Genomic DNA, 18,208 nt, shown 5'->3' with positions numbered 1-18,208 from the left:
GAACATCAGGTGCTCCGTACTCAGAGGAAACTCCGAGCAGCACGAACGTGCCGCTCCGGTCTGATCACGAAGCGGTTGGACGTCCAGGAGGAGTGTGAGTGGAACGTCCCGCCGCTAGCGGGACGTCCTGGTCACTGCGGCGCAAGCGGCCGCGCACGAGGCAGCAGACATGCCGTGAACGCTACCAGGGAGGAGACACCCGGGTCAGGCACCTGCCTGACGTCTCATGTCTTCACTCGTAGGCCCGTTCGCCAGAGCTTCCTGGGCACGGGGAGCTCGTCGTCGCGGAGCACCTATCCGCGCGACCTCTTAGGCGACTGACGTTCCGTGTCAGCCAACGCAGTCGCGGTAGTCACGGACGTGGAGCTCCCTCCGTCCACACATCGAGCACACTCCGGCCCCGTCCTCGGCTCACGATGTACGCTCGCGCGCACAACGCGCATTAGGGGGAAAAGTACCGTGGACGTCATCAGTACTTCGGACCTACTCGTCTGGCGTAACGAACACCGAGGGCGCCAGCTCAAGCAGCTTCTCGCGGATCGGGAAGCCTACGAGCGGCGGCGCAGTCAGGCAGCGCAAGCTATCCGCGAGCGGTGCATGACTCACGAGACCGACGCCGACCGCCTCCTGTTCCAAGACAGCGGAGAGAGTCAGCGCGTTCGAGGACTGGCACGCGCGGACTTCGCTACCGCCCTCGACCCGATCCCCAGTGAACGTCAAGCCCTCGAAGCACGGGAGGCAAGCCTAAGGGCCCATTGGAACGACCCCGTTGTCTGGACCCGGACCACCATCGGCGCTGCCCTCAAGATCTACCACTACAGCATGAGCTGCGGCCGCGTCTCCGGTGCCGGGCGGCATCCTGACTTGTTCCACACGCAGTTCGAGTCCGAAGCAGAGGGGCGTGGTCTGACCCCCTGCGGTGTGGACCACTGCCGCTGGGCCCGTGAAGAGCTGGATCGCCTGCTCCCGCGTGCGCGAACCTGACCACGGCGTTTGACATTCAATCCAGTCGTCGCAGATCAGAGAGTCGCCCCCGACTAACTTCGCTGTCCAAGGACAGTTCGCCGGGGGCAGACAGGAAAGATCCTCGAAAGACTGGCCAACGCGAGCAGGGGCATGTCAACGTAGACGACCTTGCAGGAAACCCCAGGTCAGAGAGGTGATTGCTCGTGACCGTGGCTCCCCTCGGCCCCGGATTCTCTACCACTGTCGAAGCCCTGCGGCGGCGCGAGTGGCAACTCGGCCCGGGCCAGCCCACGCTCGTCATGGACCAGTTCTCTGCCGAGGACTTCAACCTGATTGTGGACGACCGGGCGGACGTGCACGTCAGCAGCAAGGACGGCCGCTTCTACCTCGGGTGGTTCCCGCTCGGGCGTCCCGGCACCGACGGCGAGGGGTGGAAGATCGCCGTCACCGGCACAGCCAAGGTACGCGGCTACCACATGTCCTTCGATACCGAGACGCCGGCCGATATCGTCGCCGCCGCCGTGGCGCGCGTGCTGGAGACCTCCCGGCGCCCGTAACACCGGAGGCTCGAGTCGGAAGTCCGACACCGGAGGTTGCTCTCCGGATCCCGGCGGCACCACAGGCCGCCGCTCACCGCGTTCCCCGCACAAGGAGACTGTCCGTGACTCACACGGAGTTGACCGTCGGCGATCTCATTGACCTGTTGTCCGCCTGCGATCGGAGCGCTCCGGTGCGGCAGGCGATGAACCCGTTCTTCCCGATGGCGCACCGTCTTGCGCAGGTCGTCCAGGCCGTGGACGAGACCGGTCGGCCCGTCGTCTACCTCGCCGAAGGGCGGGACGCGGACACGCAGCTCGGTCATCTGCCACCCGAGGTCGCCGTCGAGCTGGCCTGGCAGCCTCCGGTCCAGACGCCCCCGCGCCGCCCCCGCCGCACCGCCGGCGGCAAGTAGAACCGCATCTCGCCTTTGGAGGCGCCCCTGCATCCCGAGTCTCCACTCGACCCGCCCACCCCGTACGGTGCCCAGTCCGCGTACTGGGTCGGCCCCCGTCACCTGGCCGGTGACGACGGACGTTTCTACGACGCCGTCGCCGACACGCTCGCCGGCCTTGGCTGGACGAGCCTGACGATCGTCCGCGGACGGCAGGAGCCGGACGAGGCGCCGCAGGACCGCCAGGTCCTGCGCAGCACCGTCCTGCACATCAGCCCCGACACCCTCCGCTGGGCCCAGTGGGTGCTGGCGGACGAGCCGTTCCATCTGGGGGAGCTGCCGATCGCCTGGCAGGTCTCCGCACGCGCGGACACGAGCAGCCCGCTCGCGCAGTGGTCCGCCTACTTCACCCCCGACGTCCCGGGGGAGGTCCTCGTCGACTTCCTTGTCGCGCTCGACGCCCGCGATCAGCCCGGTGTCCCGCTGGGCGGCCCCGAGCTGGTCCTCGACGCGGTCACCGCGCACGGCTGGTTCCGCGACATCGACCAGCCCCATGCGGGAGCGATGGACCCGACCGTCACCTCGCACATCAGCCTCGGCGTGGTACCGCCCCTCATCCAGGACGGCGACCCGCGCGCCCTGACGGCTGAGGCCGATGAGGTGGGACCGGGCGGGTGGCAGGCGTGGGCCGAGCCGGCGCCGGGTTCACCATGCCTGTGGGCCGCGTCCTTCGGTGCCGGCGTGCCGCACGACCTCGTCGCGTGCTTCGCCAACGCGCTCAGCTCCACCGTGCCGGTCCTGCGCCGGGTGCTGCCCGAGAGCACGCGGGAGCGGCTCCTGCGCGCTCCGGCCGACTGAGGTTCGAGGCCGGCCGCTCCACCCGCCCGCCACACGTGAAGCTCGGCCAGCCCGATCCGGGGCGGCCGAGCTTCACGCGTTCTGGGCTGCTGTTCACCGTGAGAGGTGAACGTGCCTCTCCACACAGGGCGCAGAACCCCGAACACCAGCGCGGGCTGCTCCAGGGCAGCACACTGGCACCGCAAATGCACGTCGCGTCGAAGGAGATGTCGCAGTGACCGAATCGACCACCGCACCTGATCTGCGGATGGGCCGTTGCCAGTGCGGTGATATCGCGTACGAGGTGGCAGGCGTTCCGGACGATCCGCACCTGTGTTCCTGTGGCCATTGCACTCTGTTGTCCGGTTCACCGGCGATGGCATGGGTCGGGTTCCGCTGGGAGACGCTGACCTGGACCGGCCGCGGCGGGGAGCCGACATGGCACTCGACCTGGCCGACCCTGCGCCGCGGCCACTGCGCGCGCTGCGGCACCCACCTCGTCTCCGTAGCCGACGGCTCGGACCTGGTCATGGTGACGACCTTCAGCCTCACCGGGCAGAGCGGCGGCCTGGAGCCCGTGGGGCATAGCTTCCGTCAGCGCGCCGTGCCGTGGATGACCGTCACCCTCGCTCCCGACCCGCTCCACTCGTAGCAGCACCGGGCTGGGCGCCGTGGAGCATCGCAGGGACCACGTGCGCCAGCGCTCCCGACCGCGATGGCCAGGAAAGCACCGGCGTCGTCATGTGACTGACTGTCAGTGGACTGCTGTGGCCTTGGCGACGGTCTTGTCGAGGTGCCGGTCCACCAGGGCCGGTGAGTCGGAGACGATCAGCAGCACGCTGCCGTCGCGGACCGCGGTCTGCTTCACCACCGTGTCGCGTCCGCCTGCGGAGAAGGTCAGCAGATGGCGCCACTGCTCGTCACCGAGCTGGGGCGGGGCCATCTTCTGCGTGGCCCTGTCGGAAGCGCGCGGGTTCGCGGAATCCTGCAGCCGAAGCCCACCGAACCCGTACGTCATTTCCCTACCGTCGGGGCCCCTTGTACGGGTTCGGGTCTGCTTGCCGTCGCGCGACCGGCCTCCCGCTGAGCGCTGCCCTTCCGCGCCGGGACTTCAGCGTCAGCTGGTCCAGCCGTTCACATCGAAACGCTGGAACAGGGCCGGAAGGAACTCCCACAGGAGGTCCCGGGCGTATTCGAAGTCCCTGAGTTCGTCGTGGCCGAAGCGGAAGACCTCGTAACCTCTGAGCTTGAGGTCGCGGTCGCCGGCCACCATCTCCGCGTACTTGGAGCTGTCGGGGACCTGACCGTCGTCTCGGGTGTAGTGCTGGGACCCGTCAACCTCGAATACGACGCGCTGCCCGTGGGGCAGCAGGAGCAGGAAGTCCATGCGGGAGCGCAGTAGCGCTTCGGGGCCCCGCTCGCGGACGGTCTTATGGTCCCAGTGGAGCCACACTTCGGGCAGGAGGGCCGGGAGGTCGTAGACGGCGGGCCCGAGGATCTGGTGGTAGAGCTCGAAGAGGTTGCGCTGGCCGGGGGAGTTGCCGGGCAGGCTGCGGCGAAGCCGGTGGTAGAGGGTCTTTTTCGCTTCGGCTTCGCTGGGGAGTTGTTGGTTGCTCTGCCACCAGCTCTGGAGATCCCGCCAGCGGATGCCGTCTCCTGCGATCTGGCGGTCGTAGACGAGGACGTTGTCGGGGTCGCCCACGATCTCGATGTCGTTGTCCACTGCGGATAGGAAGCGGATGTCCGGCTTGGTGAGAGAGGCGAAGATGACGTTCTTCGGCCGTCGGTTGTCGGTGAGGCGGGTGGAGACCATGGTGAAGCGCGGGTAGCCTCCGTCGGATCCGGTCTCGCGGAGTTCGATCCCTGCGTTGCGGATGTGCTCGTTGATCGCGTTCATGAGGTGACGCTGGGCGGGCTCGTCGAGGAGGACATCTGCGGAAACCACCTGCTCGAGGAACCGGGCGAACCGTGCGTCGCCAGCTTCGAACGCCCCCAGGTGTTCGAAGAGGTTCTCGGCCGACCAGTCCTCCGGGTTGCGGAAGACGTGCTGCTGGATGTGCTGTCTCAAACTCGGCGTGCGGTCGGCGCTGGGCAGCAGCAAGTCAGCGAAGGATTCCTCACGGTCGAGCACCCAGAAGCGCTCCAGGAGCGCCATGAACCGGGCTTCGTTTCGGGCCATGTCCGTCAGGTCCAGGGCGCGTGCCAGCTCGCGGCGGACCCTCTTGGGTATCTCCGGCGGTGAAGTCTCAGCCCACAGCAGGTCCTCTATCGCGTTGCGCGTCGCGGGAGTCAGGTTCCTTCGGGCCAGGATGTGTTCCGCGACTCGGGGAAGGTCGCCGTCGGATACCTGGGCGAGGCTGCGTTCGACCCGTACGCGCTTCGACCCTTCGTCTTCGGGGACCGGCGGCATGCTCAGCTGGGCAAATGCTGTGTTGAGCGTGGGGTGCGTGTTCTCATAGCCGAGAGGTGAGACGACATCACTCACCAGCTGCCGAAGTGCCGAGCGATCCCTGCTGCCGACCATCCGTCGATGATCCCAGAGCCTCGTCGCCCAGTCAGCGGTCTGCGCTGGCCAGCCGAGGCACTGGGCGCCTGTATAAAGCGCAGGCGCTGTCAGCTCCGTGGTGCTTGGCGGCCTGCTGTGCCGACGGCTGTCCATGGTGCGACGAGCGCGGCGGCCATGGAGACGGCTGCCAGGAGGCCAAAGAGGGGGCCGTAGCCGCCGAGAGGGGCCGCGAGGGCGGCGCCGGCACCGGCGCCGCCGCCGCGCTGGACGCCGAGTGCTACCTCGCCGCCCGGAAGTCGGCCGAGCCGGAGCTCGCCGCGGCCACAGCCTGAGCAGCAGCACACACGGCGCGGGCCTGAACCACGGCGCTGGGCGGGCCCGTCGTGCTGTGTGCGACGGGTCAGCGTGGGAGCTTCGCGGTGCGCTCGAGGCGGGCGGAAGATGATGCGGCGGGCTTCGGCTCGCTGGTGTCGGTGGGGAGGGCAAGAGACGCGACGGTTACGAGGCCGAGAGCGGTGGCGGCGATGCGAACACGCATGTCGGACTGAGCCCTTGGTGCTGGGCGACGAGTGGTCAGTGCGGGCCTGCGGGCCCGGTGGGGTCGTAGGAGTGGGGGTCAGTGGCCGAGGTGGCGCAGACAGTCCTCGAAGGTGGCGTGCGTCGCGTCCGCCGGTCCGGCGTGCCGGTTGTACCAGGCGGTGTCGAGGCGCCTCTCGTGCTGCTGGTGGCCTGCTCGGCAGCGCAGCCAGACCTGGTCGCGGGTGGAGAGGACGAGCCAGTCACGGTATGCGCCGCATGTGGCACAGTCGACTATCTCGCCGTCGAGGGTGATCGGCCAGGGCCAGGGCATCATCCGGCCGTCGAGCTGGTCGTGGCTCGGGACACGCAATTCCGGCGGGAGGAAGTCGTCCACCACCGGGACAGGTTCGTCGGCTCGCATCGCGACCCGTATCCGTTCCACTTCCGACGGCACCAAGCCGTCCAGCCGGGCCCTCATTGTCTCGTGGAGATGGCGCATCTCGCTGATCTCCGCTTCACGATGGCGGCGTATCCGTTGGAACACCCTGACGTTCTCCCTCGTCTCGTCTTGCACGCGTCATGATCGTGCCCTGGGCCCCGACCTGCTTCAATTCACAAACTCCACAGTCACGCCCGTCCGTGCCGGGACCCGGGCCGCTGCGGTGCCTGCCGGCCCGTACGGCGTGCGGCCTGGCCTTCCCTGGGGGCGTTGCTGACCATGTCGCTGGTATCGGCGGGCAGGTCCGCGGTCCGGCGCAGTCGCCACACCAGGACGTCGCTGATGGACTCGGCCGTGTCGAGTTCCCGTCGCCCGACGGCGTCGGTAAGCAGGGCAGCGGGATCGTGGCCGGCAGCTTCGGCGTCGGCGAGGGTGGCGACGAGCGCGTACCAGCCGGGCTCGGCGAGGATCTGCTCCGCCAGTTCCGGTAGCGCCTCGCGCAGTGCCCTTGTCTGCCGCTGGAGGAGGGGGCGGCCCAGGCGCCGGCCGCGCCGGTAGAGGGCGCCGAGCGGCTGGGCGGCAGCCAACTGGTAGGCGGCGCGCAGATGTGCGGCGGCCCGGCGCGCGGCGGCGGCCTGCTGGGCGTGGCCCTTCTTCGCATGCCAGTGGACGGCGGCGGTGATGAGGAAGAACAGCATGTCGATCGCCATGGCAGTCGTCGCGCCGTCTTCGCCCCGGCCGAGGGAGGGGCCACTTTGGACGAGATCGCGGGCGGCCTGCCGCAGTGCCCGGTCGTGACCGCGCTCGGCGCGGACGTGGGAGCGGGAGGCGCGCTCGAACGCGAAGGCGGCGTCACGCAATTCGCGGCGGGTGTGCGCGGCGGACGTCTTTGCCAGCGCATCCAGGACCTCACCAGCTGAGGCGATGTGGGCGGCGGCGACCGCGTCGCCGCCGCGCTCGATGACGTGCACCGCCTGCCACGCCGCGGAGGCAGTAAGTCGACGGGCGACGGACGGTCCGCTCGGCGCCGTACGCACCTTCGCATCGGCCGGCGCGGCGTCCTGGGCGTGGCTTTCGGCGGACCAGCGTTCTCGGATCCGGGGCAGGGACAGGTCCGGCGCGAGACGTGCACCGGGGTAGAACACCGGCTCGTCCTGGGCGTTACGGTCGTCGGGTAGAGCTACCTTGTAGCCGAGCAGGTCCCCGGAGGGGGCGACCCGCTTGCGGATCAGCAGGCCGGCGGCGGCCAGCCGGTCGAAGAACTCTTCCTCGCTGGTCGCGCCGGCCACCGCGCGCCGGACGGTCTTGCGTAGCTCCTCCCGTGCGGTGCGCTCGCGGCCCTGGCGCTCGGCTTTGTGACGTTCGGCGCTGGTGGGTCTCTGGGCGGCGGTGCCGTCTCCAGGCGCGACCTGGTGGAGGCCGAGTTCCTTCTCGATGAGGCGGCATTCGGCCTGGGCACGCTTGCCGGAGCGGAAGTCGTCGGGGCGGCTGCCGTCCTCGCACACCAGGGTGGCGACGATGTGGATGTGATCCTCGGCGTGGCGTACGGCGGCCCACCGGCAGCCGCTCTGTCCGTCACCGGGGTCGATGCCGGTGGCGGCCACGATGCGTCGGGCGATGTCGCCCCACTCCTCATCGGTGAGGATCCGGTCGTCGGCGGTCGCGCGCACGGAGGTGTGCCAGACGTGCTTGGCCGGACGCGCGTGTTCGGGGAGAGCCTGGACGGGCTGGTCGAGGAGCTGCTGGAGATCCTTGAGGGTGGCTTTCGGGTCGCGGCCGGGGTCGGGGGACATGCCGTCGAAGGAGGCCACGAGGTGGGGGTCGGTGTGCTCCTCGTGCTTGCCCGGACCATAGAGGTACGCGAGCAAGCCGATCGTCCGGGAGCCGGCCTTGTGGACGCTGGGGATCATGGAGCGCGCTGCTCGAGCAGCCGGGCAGAGGCTTCGCGCACACTCTCGGCGGCGCGGTGGACGGTGACGATCGCCGCTTCCAGATGGGGTGCCTCGGCGCCGGAGTTGAGGGCCTTAACCGCCTGGTTGAGGTTGCTGCCGGCCCAGCCGAGTCTGCGGCGGCTGTCGAAGAGAGCGGTGATCACTTCGCGCTCGTCGGCGATCTCGGCGCTGGTGCGGTCGAGGTCACGGGCGGCGGCGAGCGCGGCACGGGCGAGGAACCCGGCGACGGACAGGTTGCATCGAGCGGCGGCGGACTTGATCAGGGCGAACTCTTCGTCGTTGAAACGCGTGTTGGGCTGGTGCAGGCGCTTCTTCTCGCGCGGCTGACGCGGACGCTGGCGGGCGCGGGCACTGAGCTCGCGGTGGCTGTGGTGCTGCGACGGCTTCTCCTCCTGCTCCGGCTTCGATCCGCCCTCGGTCGAAGCCTCCAGGACCTGCGCCCCCCGGTGCAGGTCCTCTCCTGCCCCCTCGGGGGCGGGTTCGGTGGAAGCTACGCTTCCGCCCCAACTTGCTCGCCCCGAGACCGAGTTGGGGTCAGAGGAAGGTTCTGGGGTGGTGCCGTTCTCGTGCGGAGTTGTCATCGGCTGTCGGGCCTCGGCGAGCGGGTGCGGAGCTGGATGGCGGCAACCAGGTCGACGACGTCGGCCGGCCCTGCGAAGACGCGTACGGGCCCGGCGGCCTCGTGCTGGACGAGCCACTGGTCGCTCGGGACGGAAACTACGGCGTGTAGAAGCCGCCGTCGGACCAAGACGTCCGCCCAGGCGTCGGCCTCGGCGACCGTTGGGCTGGATGCGCGGGTGGGAAGGGGCACTATGGGGAACTCCTGGAGCGGGGGCGGTGGCCCGGCACAGGCCGGGCCACCGCTGGTGGTAGAGGCTTTGACTTGTTGGTTTGCAGGTCAGCCGCACTCGGGGCAGCGTCCGACGTGGCCGCTGAGTGCCCGGGCCATCCGCGCCTTCGTTGACGCGGCGTATTTTGCGCTGCATTTCGCCGCCGGCTTTCCGGCATGCCGCTCGGAGTGAGCGTTCAGGAAGCCGATCTCCCGCTCGTACTCCTTGCGGAGGGCCGTGAACCGTGGGCAGGTCTTCATCGGGTGCTGCTCCTTGTCTTCGTGGTGGTGTCCTCGCTCCGCAGTTGCTGGAGGGCGAGGCCCAATCGGTCGTTCCGGCCGCCCTTGAGGCCCTCGCGCCGGATGATCTCCCTCAGCTGGACCCGGGTCACGGCTTCGTTGCCGTCCCGTTCGAGCAAGGCCGGTACGTGAGGGCGGACCTGTTCGACGAGGTGCTCCACGGACTGCTCCGGCTCGAGCGGCGGACGCTGCGTCTGCGGACTCCGGGACCTGCTCCGCTTGTCTGCCCTGCTCTTGACCTCCGTGATCGGCTTCCGCTTGAGGGGCACCTTGTGCTCCCGGTCCCCGGTGGTGTCGGTCCCCGTGTCGGGGGTGCTCGGTCCCCGGTCCCCGGTGGTGTCGGTCCCCGACTCGGTATTACTCGGTCCCCGGCGCAGGTCAGGGCCCTGAGCAGGCGCTTTCGCCGCAGTGAGGTCGGTCCCCACGCAGCTGATGCGGTCCATTTGGGACTCGGGTTCGACCGCCCCGGTGCCCGCGCCGTCGCGGTCCCCGGTCCCCGCGTCACGGTTCCCGGTCCCCAGCTCGGTCCCCGCTCCCCGGTCCCCGGTTGCGGGGGCCGGTCCCCTCTCCACGCACGGTCCCCGGTCCCCAGCGGGGTCGGAGGTGGTGCGGGGACCGTCGACGGGGACCGTGGCGCTCCAGACGGTCGGTGCGGGGACCGTGACGGTCGTCGTGTTGTCGTGGTGCGGGGACCAAGGGGAGGGCAGGGGGACTGTGGCGAGCGCGAGTGCATGCCGACGGGCGGCGAGCTGGTCGAGCAGCTCGGCGCGCTGGGCAGGGTCCGTTCCGACCGAGGCCCGGCCGATCGCCTTCGACAGCCGTCGCGTGAGTCGCCGACCACGCCAGTTCTGCTGCTGTTTGGGGGTGCGTTCGGCGAGGCGGGCGGCGAGCGCGACCGCGCGGGCGGTGGCTCGGTCGCGGGTGATCTGCGCGGCGTCGCGGTCCCGTGCGGCGATGCCGAGGCGGGACAGCAGCCGCTCGTGTGCCTCACGCCCGAGGACGGCGAGCAGGCCGTGGGAGGCGGCGCCAGGAGTGCGTACGCGGAGTTCGATGCCCATGGCAAGGTGCCACAGCATCGCCGCCATGACCGGTCCCACGAAGGCGCGGACGGTGCCGCCGACGGGACCGCTCTCGGCGTAGGCAGGGATCACCTGCACTCCGGTGATGACCCACACCAGGGTGCCCGGCAGCCCGGGTGCTCCCTGGATGGCCAGGTTCTGCCGGGCCATCAGCGCGGTTGCGAAGAGGGCGAGTTCGGCGGCGGCGAACATGCCGACGCGTTCGGCGGTACCGGCCATGTCGAGGTAGTCGGCGGCGAACCGCCAGCTCGTGTCCGCGCTGTAGGCGGTGCAGCCGAGCGCGGCGAGCGCGGCCACCTTGACCGCCGGGCTGCCGAGACGTTTCTGCGGACGGGCGCTCCGGTAACGGATCGCCCAGGCGGTCAGGGCCAGCGCCAGGGCGGTGACGGGGACGCCGATGACGAGGAGGAGGGACAGGTCCGGGACGACACCGAGGGACAGAACGGTGGGGTGGGTCATGCGGCCTTTCCGGGAGAGGCGTGCGCCGAGGTGGGCTTCGCCGGCGGGCATGTCGGCGGCTTCGTGCTGGGCTTGGCGGACGCGGATCCACTGGTCGACGGGGCGGTCTGCGTCCCCTTCTTCTTGTTCTTGCGCCTCGATACGCCGAGGGTCCGGTCGCGGTCGAAGACCTTGTTGGCGGCCTGCCGCAGCAGGTCGCGGGCGTGCTTGTGGCTGATCTGCAGGGCGGCGGCGAGCCGGTCGGGGCGCCAGCCCCGGACATAGGCGTGGTCGATGACGACCTGGCGCTCGGCCCCGGTCAGGTGCACGTCGCGCCCGTTGAAGAAGGCGATCACGCGGCCGTAGTCGAGGCGCTGAGGCAGCCCGTCGTGCCAGGGGCGCCGCTCCGCCTCGGTCAGCCCGCCCCAGATCCCTTCCTTGAGGGCGTTCTCCAGGGCGTAGTTGAGGCAGTCGCGGCGGACCGGACACAGGCCGCACAGTTCCTTCGCCTCGGCGATGGCCTCGTAGTCCCGGGGGAGCGGGAAGAAGGTGGCGTCGGCCTCCTCGGGGTTCATGCCGTGGCACACGCCGCGGGTGTGCCAGCTGGTGTCGCCGATGCCGCGCAGGCCGCTGGTCGGCGAGGTGTGGGTGGTGATGTGGCGCAAGGTGGTCTCCGATGTGCTGCCGCGTCGGCTGGTTGGAGCCGGCGGAGGGCGGACGCGGCGTCGGGGGTCGGCTGCGGCGTGGGGCGGCGCCGCAGCCGGTGCGGGACGAGATGGTGTTGCCGGGGCAGCGGACAGGGAGCGCCGGTGGTGGGCCGGTCAGGCCATCGCCGACTGGGGGGTATCCCGCGCCTGTTTTGCGGCGGCGAGGTCCCGGCGACAGTGGTGGGGGTCGGTCCGCGTGGCGTTGCCGCGTGCGAAGCCGTCGGGGGCGACCCGCCGGCGGCGGCATGGCTCGCCGACCGCGGCCTCGCACCATTCGCAGCGGACCGAGAGCGCGTCAGGCTCGCCCTGGGCGATGGCCGCCTCTCGTGCCGCACGGGCGGGCCGGAAGGGCGCCAGCGCGGCCCGGGCCTCCGGGGGGATGCAGGAGCCGACTTCCTTCAGCCGCGCTTCCAGCCTCGGGTCGATGCGGCGCCCGGCGAGCTGCCGGTGATGCACGGGTTGTGCGTGGCCGGTGGCGACGGCGCGGCGGGTGCCGACCAGCTCGGCGGTCCAGGCCGCCTGGTCGTCCGGGTCCACAGACGGGGTGGGATCGGTGTGCCGCTGGAGGCGGTCGCGTCGGTAGCTCTCCCACGGACGGGCAATGTCCGCCGGGAGGATCTGGTACGGCGAGACCCGGATGTGTTGGCGGGCTGCGATGCGGGCGTCCCAGCCGTGCGGTGTGGCCAGGGGGACGTCGCCGAGCAGCTCGTGCCACTGGGCGAGCTGGTCGCGGGCCTCGCCCTGGTCGGTGCGGATGGTGCGGGGGTCGAGTCGGCCGATGTAGGCCAGCAGGGCGGCGATTTCGCGGCGGTCCATGGCTACTCCGCTTCGGTCGGCTCGTCGAGGGCGGCGAGGAGGGCGGCGGTGTGGGCTTCCGCGCGGGTCATGCCGCCTGCGGGGGCGGGGCCGCTGCCGGCCAGGGTGTAGAGGTTCGGGCGGCCGAGGGCGTGTTCCCGGGCGATCCAGGAGCGCCAGTCGGCAGCCCAGGCGCCCGCCGAGCGGGGCTTCCAGTCGGCCCGGTGGGTACGCCACTTCGCGTCGGCGGCGCGCAGGCCGTCCTCGCCGAGGCGGGCGAAGTGCCCCTGCTCGTGAGCCCAGGCTTCGGTGGCTGGGTCGACCTGCCACTCGCCGGCCGGGGTGAGGGCAGCACCACTACTGCTGCCTTTACGGTTTACCTTCGGTTCTCTACGGTTCTGGGGGTTGGATTCCGTACCTTGTGGGGTGCGGATTCCGGCACGTCGGGGGGTCGGATTCCGTCGCGAGGGGCCAGATTCCGCACCGGTCGAACTCCGGCGGGAGGGGGCGGATTCCTTACCCTCCTTGGGCCAGATCCCGTGCCGCCGGAGCCGTACCTCGTCCAGCTCGGGCACCGGGTCCGACTCGGTCGGCGGCTCGACGTACGCGTCCGGGTCCTCCCGCGTGGCTGCCGCGACCTTGGCCAGCCACGCGGCGGCGCGCGGCAAGCGGTAGGCCGTGGTGCGCTGCGGGCCCTGCAGATGGTCCAGCACCTTCAGCTCGCCGCTCTGGACGAGCGACGTGAGCGCGTCGCGTACCGCGGTCCGGCTCGCGTTCGTGCGCTCGACCAGACTGGAGAGTGAGGCCCAGGCGACGCACTGCTCGTCCGGTACGCGGTCGGCGATCGACAGCAGGACCAGGCGCGCGGTCCCACGGCTGGAGCTGTGCTCCCACACCCATTCGCGGGCGTCGACGCTCACCGGCCGCTCCCGATCATCGGGCGGAAGGGCTGCGTCGGCCCGGTGGCCGGGACGTGTTCCCGCCACTGGCGGGTGGAGTCGGGGAAGCTGGGGGCTACCGAGCAGGCCAGGCCATCAGGCCTTTTGCGCAGGACGGAGCGCATGCAAGAATCTCCTTTGGTATTGCCACGCTGAGACGCCCGGTGGAAGGGATCAGCGTGGTGATGGTGGCGATCTCCGCCCTTGCCGGGGCGGTCTGCCGTGAAGCGTTCGGTGTCCGGGAGTTGCCGCTCTCGGGCACCGTCGCTGTTTGCGGGCCTACGTGGCTAGGAGGGTGCGCATGCCACTGCTCCTTATGGTTGTTGCGCCGGGCGGGCTGCCCAGGGGACGACGAACATACGCACGACGCTGCGTCAAGATCCAGACTTGGTTCTTAAACTCTCTACAACTCTCTACTTCATGTCGATTTGTCCGTTAGTGGGCTTACGTGCGGTCAGGTGTTCGCTCCTTGGGTGAGGTCGTCTCATGCGGGAGCTGTTCACACCTGTTGACAGTCGAGCAAGATCGTAAGTCGCAGGCGGCATCACCTGTCAACTAGAGCGGACAACTTTGTTGGCCTTGCGGGTTCGGTGTGCGCCTGAGTTGACAGGTTTGGTTTGATGGGTCCCTGTGCGTGACAGGAAGGGGACGAGTGTGGGCGACGGGGTCAGCGAGGAGGGGCGCGCTCTGGCGGAGAAGGTCGACCGGCTGTTTCGGGTGATTCACCCCGAGGGGCGGGGGCCTTACTCGCTGCGCGAAGTCGCTCGAGGTGTGGCGGACATGGGCGGCCCCAGCATGTCGGCGAGCTTCCTTCACCAGTTGCGCACGGGGCAACGGGATAACCCTGGCATCAAGTACCTGAAGGCGATTGCAGGCTTTTTTGGCGTGTCGCCGGCGTACTTCTTTGACGATGGTGAGGGGGCGCGTGCTCAGGCGGAGGTGACCCTGCTCGAGTCGATGCGCGACAACCAGGTCCGCTCCGTGGCCCTGCGTGCCTCCGGTCTTTCTCCCGAGACCCTCCGCACCGTGCAGGCGTTCATTGAGCGAGCTCGGGAGCTCGAGGGCCTCGACGAAGACGGCCAGTCGGAACGAGACGTATGACTCTCGTCACTCACTGTGGGGGATAGGTCCCGTAAAAATCAGGACACTTCTGTCGGGCTGTCCTGAAAACGCCGGGGCCGTCGCGAAGGTTCTTTGGCCGAATCTGGATCATCACCCTCAGGTCACATAGGGTGACCGGTGATGCGCCGTCAGTGCGCCTGAAGCAAGCGGAAATGAAAGACCAGGGAGGGGCTCGTTGCGCTCACAGCGACGACTCCGGATACCGTCCTTCCGGCAGCGCCGGAAACTAGTGAATCCGGATCCACTGTCAGGGATCGAGATTCCTTCCCCCTTCGATATGCAGAAATTCTGCGCTGCTGTAGCGGCGTACCGAGGCCGCCTTCTGCTTGTCGAGGAAGTAGAAGGAGTGAGCGGCGCGGACGACGAGTTGTGCGGCCTGTGGGTGGAACTCGATACCGCGGACTACATCTTTTTCGAGGCGTCGACTTCCCCGTTGCACCGAGACCACATCGTCCTGCACGAAATCAGCCACATGCTCCTCGGGCACAGCTCCTCGAGCGATACAAGTACGGGCGCCCACCTGGGCGAACTGTTCACCACCATCGACCCCCGCACTGTCCGCAGTGTGCTGGGACGAGCGAACTTCAGCAGTCCCCAGGAACGCGAGGCCGAGCAACTCGCCACCCGAATAGCCCAATTGGCAAAACTGACGCCCCTTCCGAAAGCTCGTAATCCCGAACTCGACCGTCTTGACGCGGCGCTGCGCGGTGACGGCAGAAGATGAGCACCTTCACGTTCGTGGTCGCTGTACTCCTGTGGATCACCGTTGCATGGCGTGCCGTCAAGGTCTGGCGTAGGGGGCAGGACCGGTCTCTTTGGTGGGCCTTTTTTGGGCTGGCCGTCATGATGACGTTGCGCATGCCACCTGGAAGAGCGCTCGACCAATGGACAAGCGTCACCGACCTCTCCTACTTGCTGAAGCACCTCATTGGAGGGGTGCTTGCATCAGCTGCTCTGCTGGCCTTCCTGCGTAAGGTCTCCGGGGCTTCGGACGAGCCGCGAACCAAGCGGCGGCGCACCATGTTCGCCTGCGCGACGGCGCTCGCCATGGCGATCTTGTTCTTCGCGAAACTCCAGCCGTACGAGACGCCGTCGATACTTGCGGATCCCGTGGCCCGTTACGCGTTCCTCGCCTACACACTTCTCTTCCTCGGCTACCTCACCGCCTCACTGCTGGGAGGCATGAGGCTCTGTTGGCGCTGGGGACACAACTCAAGTGGTCCAGCGCTCAGTTGGGGACTTCGAATCGTCGGCATGGGCTTGGCTGCCGGCGTCGCGTATGCCGTCGTCAGAGCGACAACGATCACCACACGCATCCACGGTGACGGCCTCTTCCCCGGCGCCATGGACGACTACATCAGCACCGCCCTGCTCATGGCGGCCCTCGTCCTCATCGTCGCAGGCACCAGCCTGCCCATGCTCAGCCTGCTCCACAGCTGGCGGACCAAGCGGCACGCGCTACTGCGCCTGCGCCCCCTGTGGCGAGACCTCACACAGGTCACACCCTCCGTACGCCTCCACGCTCCACGCAGCGTGGTGACCGAACACCTCAACCCACTCAATGTGCACGACCGCTTGTACCGGCGAGGCGTCGAGATCCGTGATGCCGCCCTGGCCCTCAACAACTACGCGTCGCCCGCCCTCCGGAAACGGGCCCAGCAGCACGCCGAAGCCCACGGCCTCTTCGGCACCCAGGCCGCAATCGCCGCCGAAGCCTGCTGGCTCGCGACCGCACGCCACGCCAAGCTCCGCGGCGCAGCGCCCGGTTCCAGCGTCGAGCACCGCCCCGCGGGCGGCGGGCGGGACCTGCACAGTGAGATCTCCGCGCTCACCCAGCTGTCCGACGCCTACCACTCCGACCTCGTCCGAGACTTCACGGACGCCGAAGACCGCCTGATGGAGCCACTGGCATGAGCACCTTCGTCGCGCCCCCTACCCCCACCTACGCCGAAGCCACCCCGCGCGTGAAAGCGGCGAAGGTCCTCACCGACGTCTTCGCACCGGCCAACCTGGTCATCGCGCTGCTCCTGCTGATCGGCTGGCACAGCACAGGCAGTTTCAGCGGAGTCGGATGGGGCCTGTTCGCGGCCTTCTTCTGCGGCATCGTCCCCATGGGGATCATCCACTTCGGCGTCCGTCGCGGGAAGCTCACCGACAAGCACATCCGCGTACGCAAGCAGCGCATCGCCCCCCTCACGGCCACCCTGGCCTCCGTGGTGGCCGGCATCGTGCTCCTGAACGTCCTGGGCGCGCCGCGGGAGGTCTTCGCCCTCGTCATCGCCATGCTCGTCGGCCTGGCCAGCGCGCTGGCGGTGACGGTGTGGTGGCAGATATCCGTGCACAACGCGGTGGCCGGCGGCACCGTGATGATCCTCGTCCTGGTCTTCGGCCAGACGCTGGTCCTTCCCGCGGTCCTTTTCGTCGCGGCCATGGGGTGGTCCCGCCGCGTCCTGAAGGCACACACCCTGGCTCAGCTCGTCTGCGGCACCGCGTTGGGCTCCACCGCCGCCCTGGTGTTCACGCTTCTGCGGTAGCAGCTTCGGCGGGCGCGCCGTATCGGGCGCGTCCCGTATCGGTGGAGCCGCCTGGTAGCCACGCGCAGCAGCGGCTGACGATCACCTTGTCCAGTCACGCTATCGCGCGTACGGTCTCAACAAGGGGTGTCGCGCTCGAAGTATTGATGCTCGGGGTAGTCGACGCCGTACCGTCCGTGGAGATGGTAGACCTCCTCGTCCACGGTAAGGCGGATCAGGTCGCGGTCGGCCAAGGCCTGGGCGAGACGTGTCTTGCCGGAGCCGGTGCTCCCGATGAGCAGGACGGCGGTGCTCGCTCACGATGTCATGCTCCCTTCCAAGGCGAGTGTGGGCTCGTCCGCGGTGATGAAGTAGTCAGGGTGGCGGCCGGTGCCGGACGCGGGCTCCACTTTGAAGGTGGAGCCCGCTCACGGAGGTAGCGGGCGACGCATGCTTCGGGTACGTCTAAGAGGTCATCTCATTTGGCTGGGTAGGCTGTCGGCCGTGGCAGGGATCGTTGAGCGGCTGGTGCCGGATGAGTTGTGGGAGCTGTTCCAGCGGGTGGTGCCGGAGGCGCCGACGCGGCCTCAGGGCGGCGGCCGGCGCCGGTACGGCGACCGCGAGGTGCTGGCCGCGATCGTGTTCGTCGCGACCTCCGGCTGCACGTGGCAGCAGTTGCCGGCGGAGTCGTTCGGGCCGTCCGGGGCCACGGCGCACCGTCGGTTCACCGAGTGGACCAAGGCCCGGGTGTGGGCCAAGCTGCACCGGCTGGTCCTGGATGAGCTCGGGTCCCGAGGTGAGCTGGACCGGTCGCGGTGCGCGATCGACTCGGTGAACCTGCGGGCCCTGAAAAGGGGGACCTGACGGGTCCGAATCCTGTGGACCGGGGCAAGTACGGGTCGAAGATCCATTTGCTCACGGAGCGGACGGGTTTGCCCCTGTCCGTCGGCATCTCCGGGGCCAACGTCCACGACAGCCAGGCCCTGATCCCGCTGGTGCAGGGCATCCCGCCGATCCGGTCCCGCCGGGGCCCTCGTCGGCGCCGGCCCGGCAAGCTGCACGCCGACAAGGGGTACGACTACCGTCACCTGCGGCGATGGCTCCGCGGGCGCGGTATCACCCATCGCATCGCCCGCAAGGGCATCGAGACCTTGCAGCGGCTGGGGCGGCACCGGTGGACGATCGAGCGGACCATGGCCTGGCTGGCCGGCTGCCGACGGCTCCACCGCCGCTACGAGCGCAAGGCCGAGCACTTCCTGGCCTTCACGAGCATCGCCTGCACCCTCATCTGCTACCGCAGACTCGCCAAATGAGATGACTTCTAATACTGCAACGGT

Annotated in this window: 21 protein-coding genes and 1 pseudogene; 11 read left to right on the top strand and 11 right to left on the bottom strand. The window is 69.1% G+C overall.

Features of this window, described 5'->3' with window-relative positions; all coding sequences use genetic code 11:
- The first annotated feature begins 459 nt into the window (after positions 1 to 459).
- The 5 genes from PYS65_RS06225 to PYS65_RS06205 all read left to right on the top strand — a co-directional run bounded on the left by PYS65_RS06225 (position 460) and on the right by PYS65_RS06205 (position 3,386).
- Positions 460 to 984: a hypothetical protein gene (locus PYS65_RS06225; RefSeq protein ID WP_279332776.1), complete on the top strand. Its 525-nt coding sequence runs from the start codon at positions 460 to 462 to the stop codon at positions 982 to 984.
- 185 nt (positions 985 to 1,169) lie between these two features.
- The gene (locus PYS65_RS06220; protein ID WP_055596696.1) at positions 1,170 to 1,523 is read left to right on the top strand and encodes an SPDY domain-containing protein; all 354 of its coding nucleotides are present in this window, start codon (positions 1,170 to 1,172) and stop codon (positions 1,521 to 1,523) included.
- A 104-nt stretch (positions 1,524 to 1,627) separates the two neighbouring features.
- Entirely contained in the window at positions 1,628 to 1,918 is a 291-nt protein-coding gene (locus PYS65_RS06215) for a hypothetical protein (RefSeq protein WP_279332775.1), read from the top strand.
- Positions 1,919 to 1,933: 15 nt separating this feature from the next.
- Complete coding sequence (locus PYS65_RS06210) at positions 1,934 to 2,755, top strand: SPDY domain-containing protein (RefSeq protein ID WP_279332774.1); 822 nt, start codon at positions 1,934 to 1,936, stop codon at positions 2,753 to 2,755.
- 247 nt (positions 2,756 to 3,002) lie between these two features.
- A complete protein-coding gene (locus tag PYS65_RS06205) occupies positions 3,003 to 3,386 on the top strand; it encodes a GFA family protein (protein ID WP_279337874.1) in 384 nt (127 codons plus the stop codon).
- 102 nt (positions 3,387 to 3,488) lie between these two features.
- Here PYS65_RS06205 and PYS65_RS06200 read toward each other — a convergent pair.
- Positions 3,489 to 3,695, bottom strand: a pseudogene (locus PYS65_RS06200) (hypothetical protein); the annotation flags it as partial.
- 156 nt (positions 3,696 to 3,851) lie between these two features.
- Entirely contained in the window at positions 3,852 to 5,258 is a 1,407-nt protein-coding gene (locus PYS65_RS06195; protein ID WP_279332773.1) for an AbiJ-related protein, read from the bottom strand.
- Positions 5,259 to 5,362: 104 nt separating this feature from the next.
- Here PYS65_RS06195 and PYS65_RS06190 point away from each other — a divergent pair, with 104 nt between their 5' ends.
- Positions 5,363 to 5,572 carry a hypothetical protein gene (locus PYS65_RS06190; RefSeq protein ID WP_279332772.1) on the top strand — a complete coding sequence of 70 codons (210 nt, stop codon included), beginning with the start codon at positions 5,363 to 5,365 and terminating at the stop codon, positions 5,570 to 5,572.
- 284 nt (positions 5,573 to 5,856) lie between these two features.
- Here the strand turns inward: PYS65_RS06190 and PYS65_RS06185 are convergent, their stop codons facing one another.
- The 8 genes from PYS65_RS06185 to PYS65_RS06150 all read right to left on the bottom strand — a co-directional run bounded on the left by PYS65_RS06185 (position 5,857) and on the right by PYS65_RS06150 (position 13,218).
- Entirely contained in the window at positions 5,857 to 6,303 is a 447-nt protein-coding gene (locus PYS65_RS06185; protein ID WP_279337873.1) for a hypothetical protein, read from the bottom strand.
- An 83-nt stretch (positions 6,304 to 6,386) separates the two neighbouring features.
- Entirely contained in the window at positions 6,387 to 8,108 is a 1,722-nt protein-coding gene (locus PYS65_RS06180; protein WP_279332771.1) for a relaxase/mobilization nuclease domain-containing protein, read from the bottom strand.
- On the bottom strand, positions 8,105 to 8,731 hold the full coding sequence (locus tag PYS65_RS06175) for a plasmid mobilization protein (protein WP_279332770.1): 627 nt from the start codon (positions 8,729 to 8,731) through the stop codon (positions 8,105 to 8,107). The genes PYS65_RS06180 and PYS65_RS06175 overlap by 4 nt, the downstream gene beginning before the upstream one ends.
- Before the next feature lie 317 nt (positions 8,732 to 9,048).
- The gene (locus PYS65_RS06170) at positions 9,049 to 9,240 is read right to left on the bottom strand and encodes a hypothetical protein (RefSeq protein ID WP_279332769.1); all 192 of its coding nucleotides are present in this window, start codon (positions 9,238 to 9,240) and stop codon (positions 9,049 to 9,051) included.
- Positions 9,237 to 10,817 (bottom strand): hypothetical protein, encoded by a 1,581-nt coding sequence (locus PYS65_RS06165; protein WP_279332768.1) that lies wholly within the window; start codon positions 10,815 to 10,817, stop codon positions 9,237 to 9,239. The genes PYS65_RS06170 and PYS65_RS06165 overlap by 4 nt, the downstream gene beginning before the upstream one ends.
- Positions 10,814 to 11,461, bottom strand: coding sequence for a WhiB family transcriptional regulator (locus PYS65_RS06160; protein ID WP_279332767.1), 648 nt, complete (start codon positions 11,459 to 11,461; stop codon positions 10,814 to 10,816). Before PYS65_RS06160 ends, PYS65_RS06165 begins: the two co-directional genes overlap by 4 nt.
- Before the next feature lie 156 nt (positions 11,462 to 11,617).
- Positions 11,618 to 12,319 (bottom strand): zinc finger domain-containing protein, encoded by a 702-nt coding sequence (locus PYS65_RS06155; protein ID WP_279332766.1) that lies wholly within the window; start codon positions 12,317 to 12,319, stop codon positions 11,618 to 11,620.
- A 2-nt stretch (positions 12,320 to 12,321) separates the two neighbouring features.
- Positions 12,322 to 13,218: a helix-turn-helix domain-containing protein gene (locus PYS65_RS06150; RefSeq protein WP_279332765.1), complete on the bottom strand. Its 897-nt coding sequence runs from the start codon at positions 13,216 to 13,218 to the stop codon at positions 12,322 to 12,324.
- A gap of 672 nt (positions 13,219 to 13,890) precedes the next feature.
- On the opposite strand from PYS65_RS06150, the gene PYS65_RS06145 reads away from it, so the two are divergent.
- From PYS65_RS06145 to PYS65_RS06130, 4 genes are all read left to right on the top strand, one after another.
- A complete protein-coding gene (locus tag PYS65_RS06145) occupies positions 13,891 to 14,337 on the top strand; it encodes a helix-turn-helix domain-containing protein (protein ID WP_279332764.1) in 447 nt (148 codons plus the stop codon).
- A gap of 367 nt (positions 14,338 to 14,704) precedes the next feature.
- On the top strand, positions 14,705 to 15,082 hold the full coding sequence (locus PYS65_RS06140; RefSeq protein WP_279332763.1) for a hypothetical protein: 378 nt from the start codon (positions 14,705 to 14,707) through the stop codon (positions 15,080 to 15,082).
- The gene (locus tag PYS65_RS06135) at positions 15,079 to 16,272 is read left to right on the top strand and encodes an MAB_1171c family putative transporter (RefSeq protein WP_341483667.1); all 1,194 of its coding nucleotides are present in this window, start codon (positions 15,079 to 15,081) and stop codon (positions 16,270 to 16,272) included. Before PYS65_RS06140 ends, PYS65_RS06135 begins: the two co-directional genes overlap by 4 nt.
- Positions 16,269 to 16,892, top strand: a complete 624-nt coding sequence (locus tag PYS65_RS06130) for a hypothetical protein (protein ID WP_279332761.1) — start codon at positions 16,269 to 16,271, stop codon at positions 16,890 to 16,892. Before PYS65_RS06135 ends, PYS65_RS06130 begins: the two co-directional genes overlap by 4 nt.
- Positions 16,893 to 17,008: 116 nt before the next feature.
- Here the strand turns inward: PYS65_RS06130 and PYS65_RS06125 are convergent, their stop codons facing one another.
- Positions 17,009 to 17,167, bottom strand: coding sequence for a P-loop nucleotide/nucleoside kinase family protein (locus PYS65_RS06125; RefSeq protein WP_423836152.1), 159 nt, complete (start codon positions 17,165 to 17,167; stop codon positions 17,009 to 17,011).
- Between the two features lie 217 nt (positions 17,168 to 17,384).
- Between PYS65_RS06125 and PYS65_RS06120 the strand changes: the two genes are divergently transcribed.
- Positions 17,385 to 18,184, top strand: a protein-coding gene (locus PYS65_RS06120; protein WP_279337871.1) for an IS5 family transposase whose coding sequence is annotated in 2 segments (ribosomal slippage) — positions 17,385 to 17,724 and positions 17,724 to 18,184 — 801 coding nt in all. Because the reading frame shifts where the segments join, the coding sequence is not laid out codon by codon here.
- Positions 18,185 to 18,208: the final 24 nt, after the last annotated feature.

Origin of the sequence: Streptomyces cathayae, assembly GCF_029760955.1 — a bacterium.
Taxonomy (GTDB): Bacteria; Actinomycetota; Actinomycetes; order Streptomycetales; family Streptomycetaceae; genus Streptomyces; species Streptomyces cathayae.
This window is presented reverse-complemented; position numbering and strand designations above follow the sequence as displayed.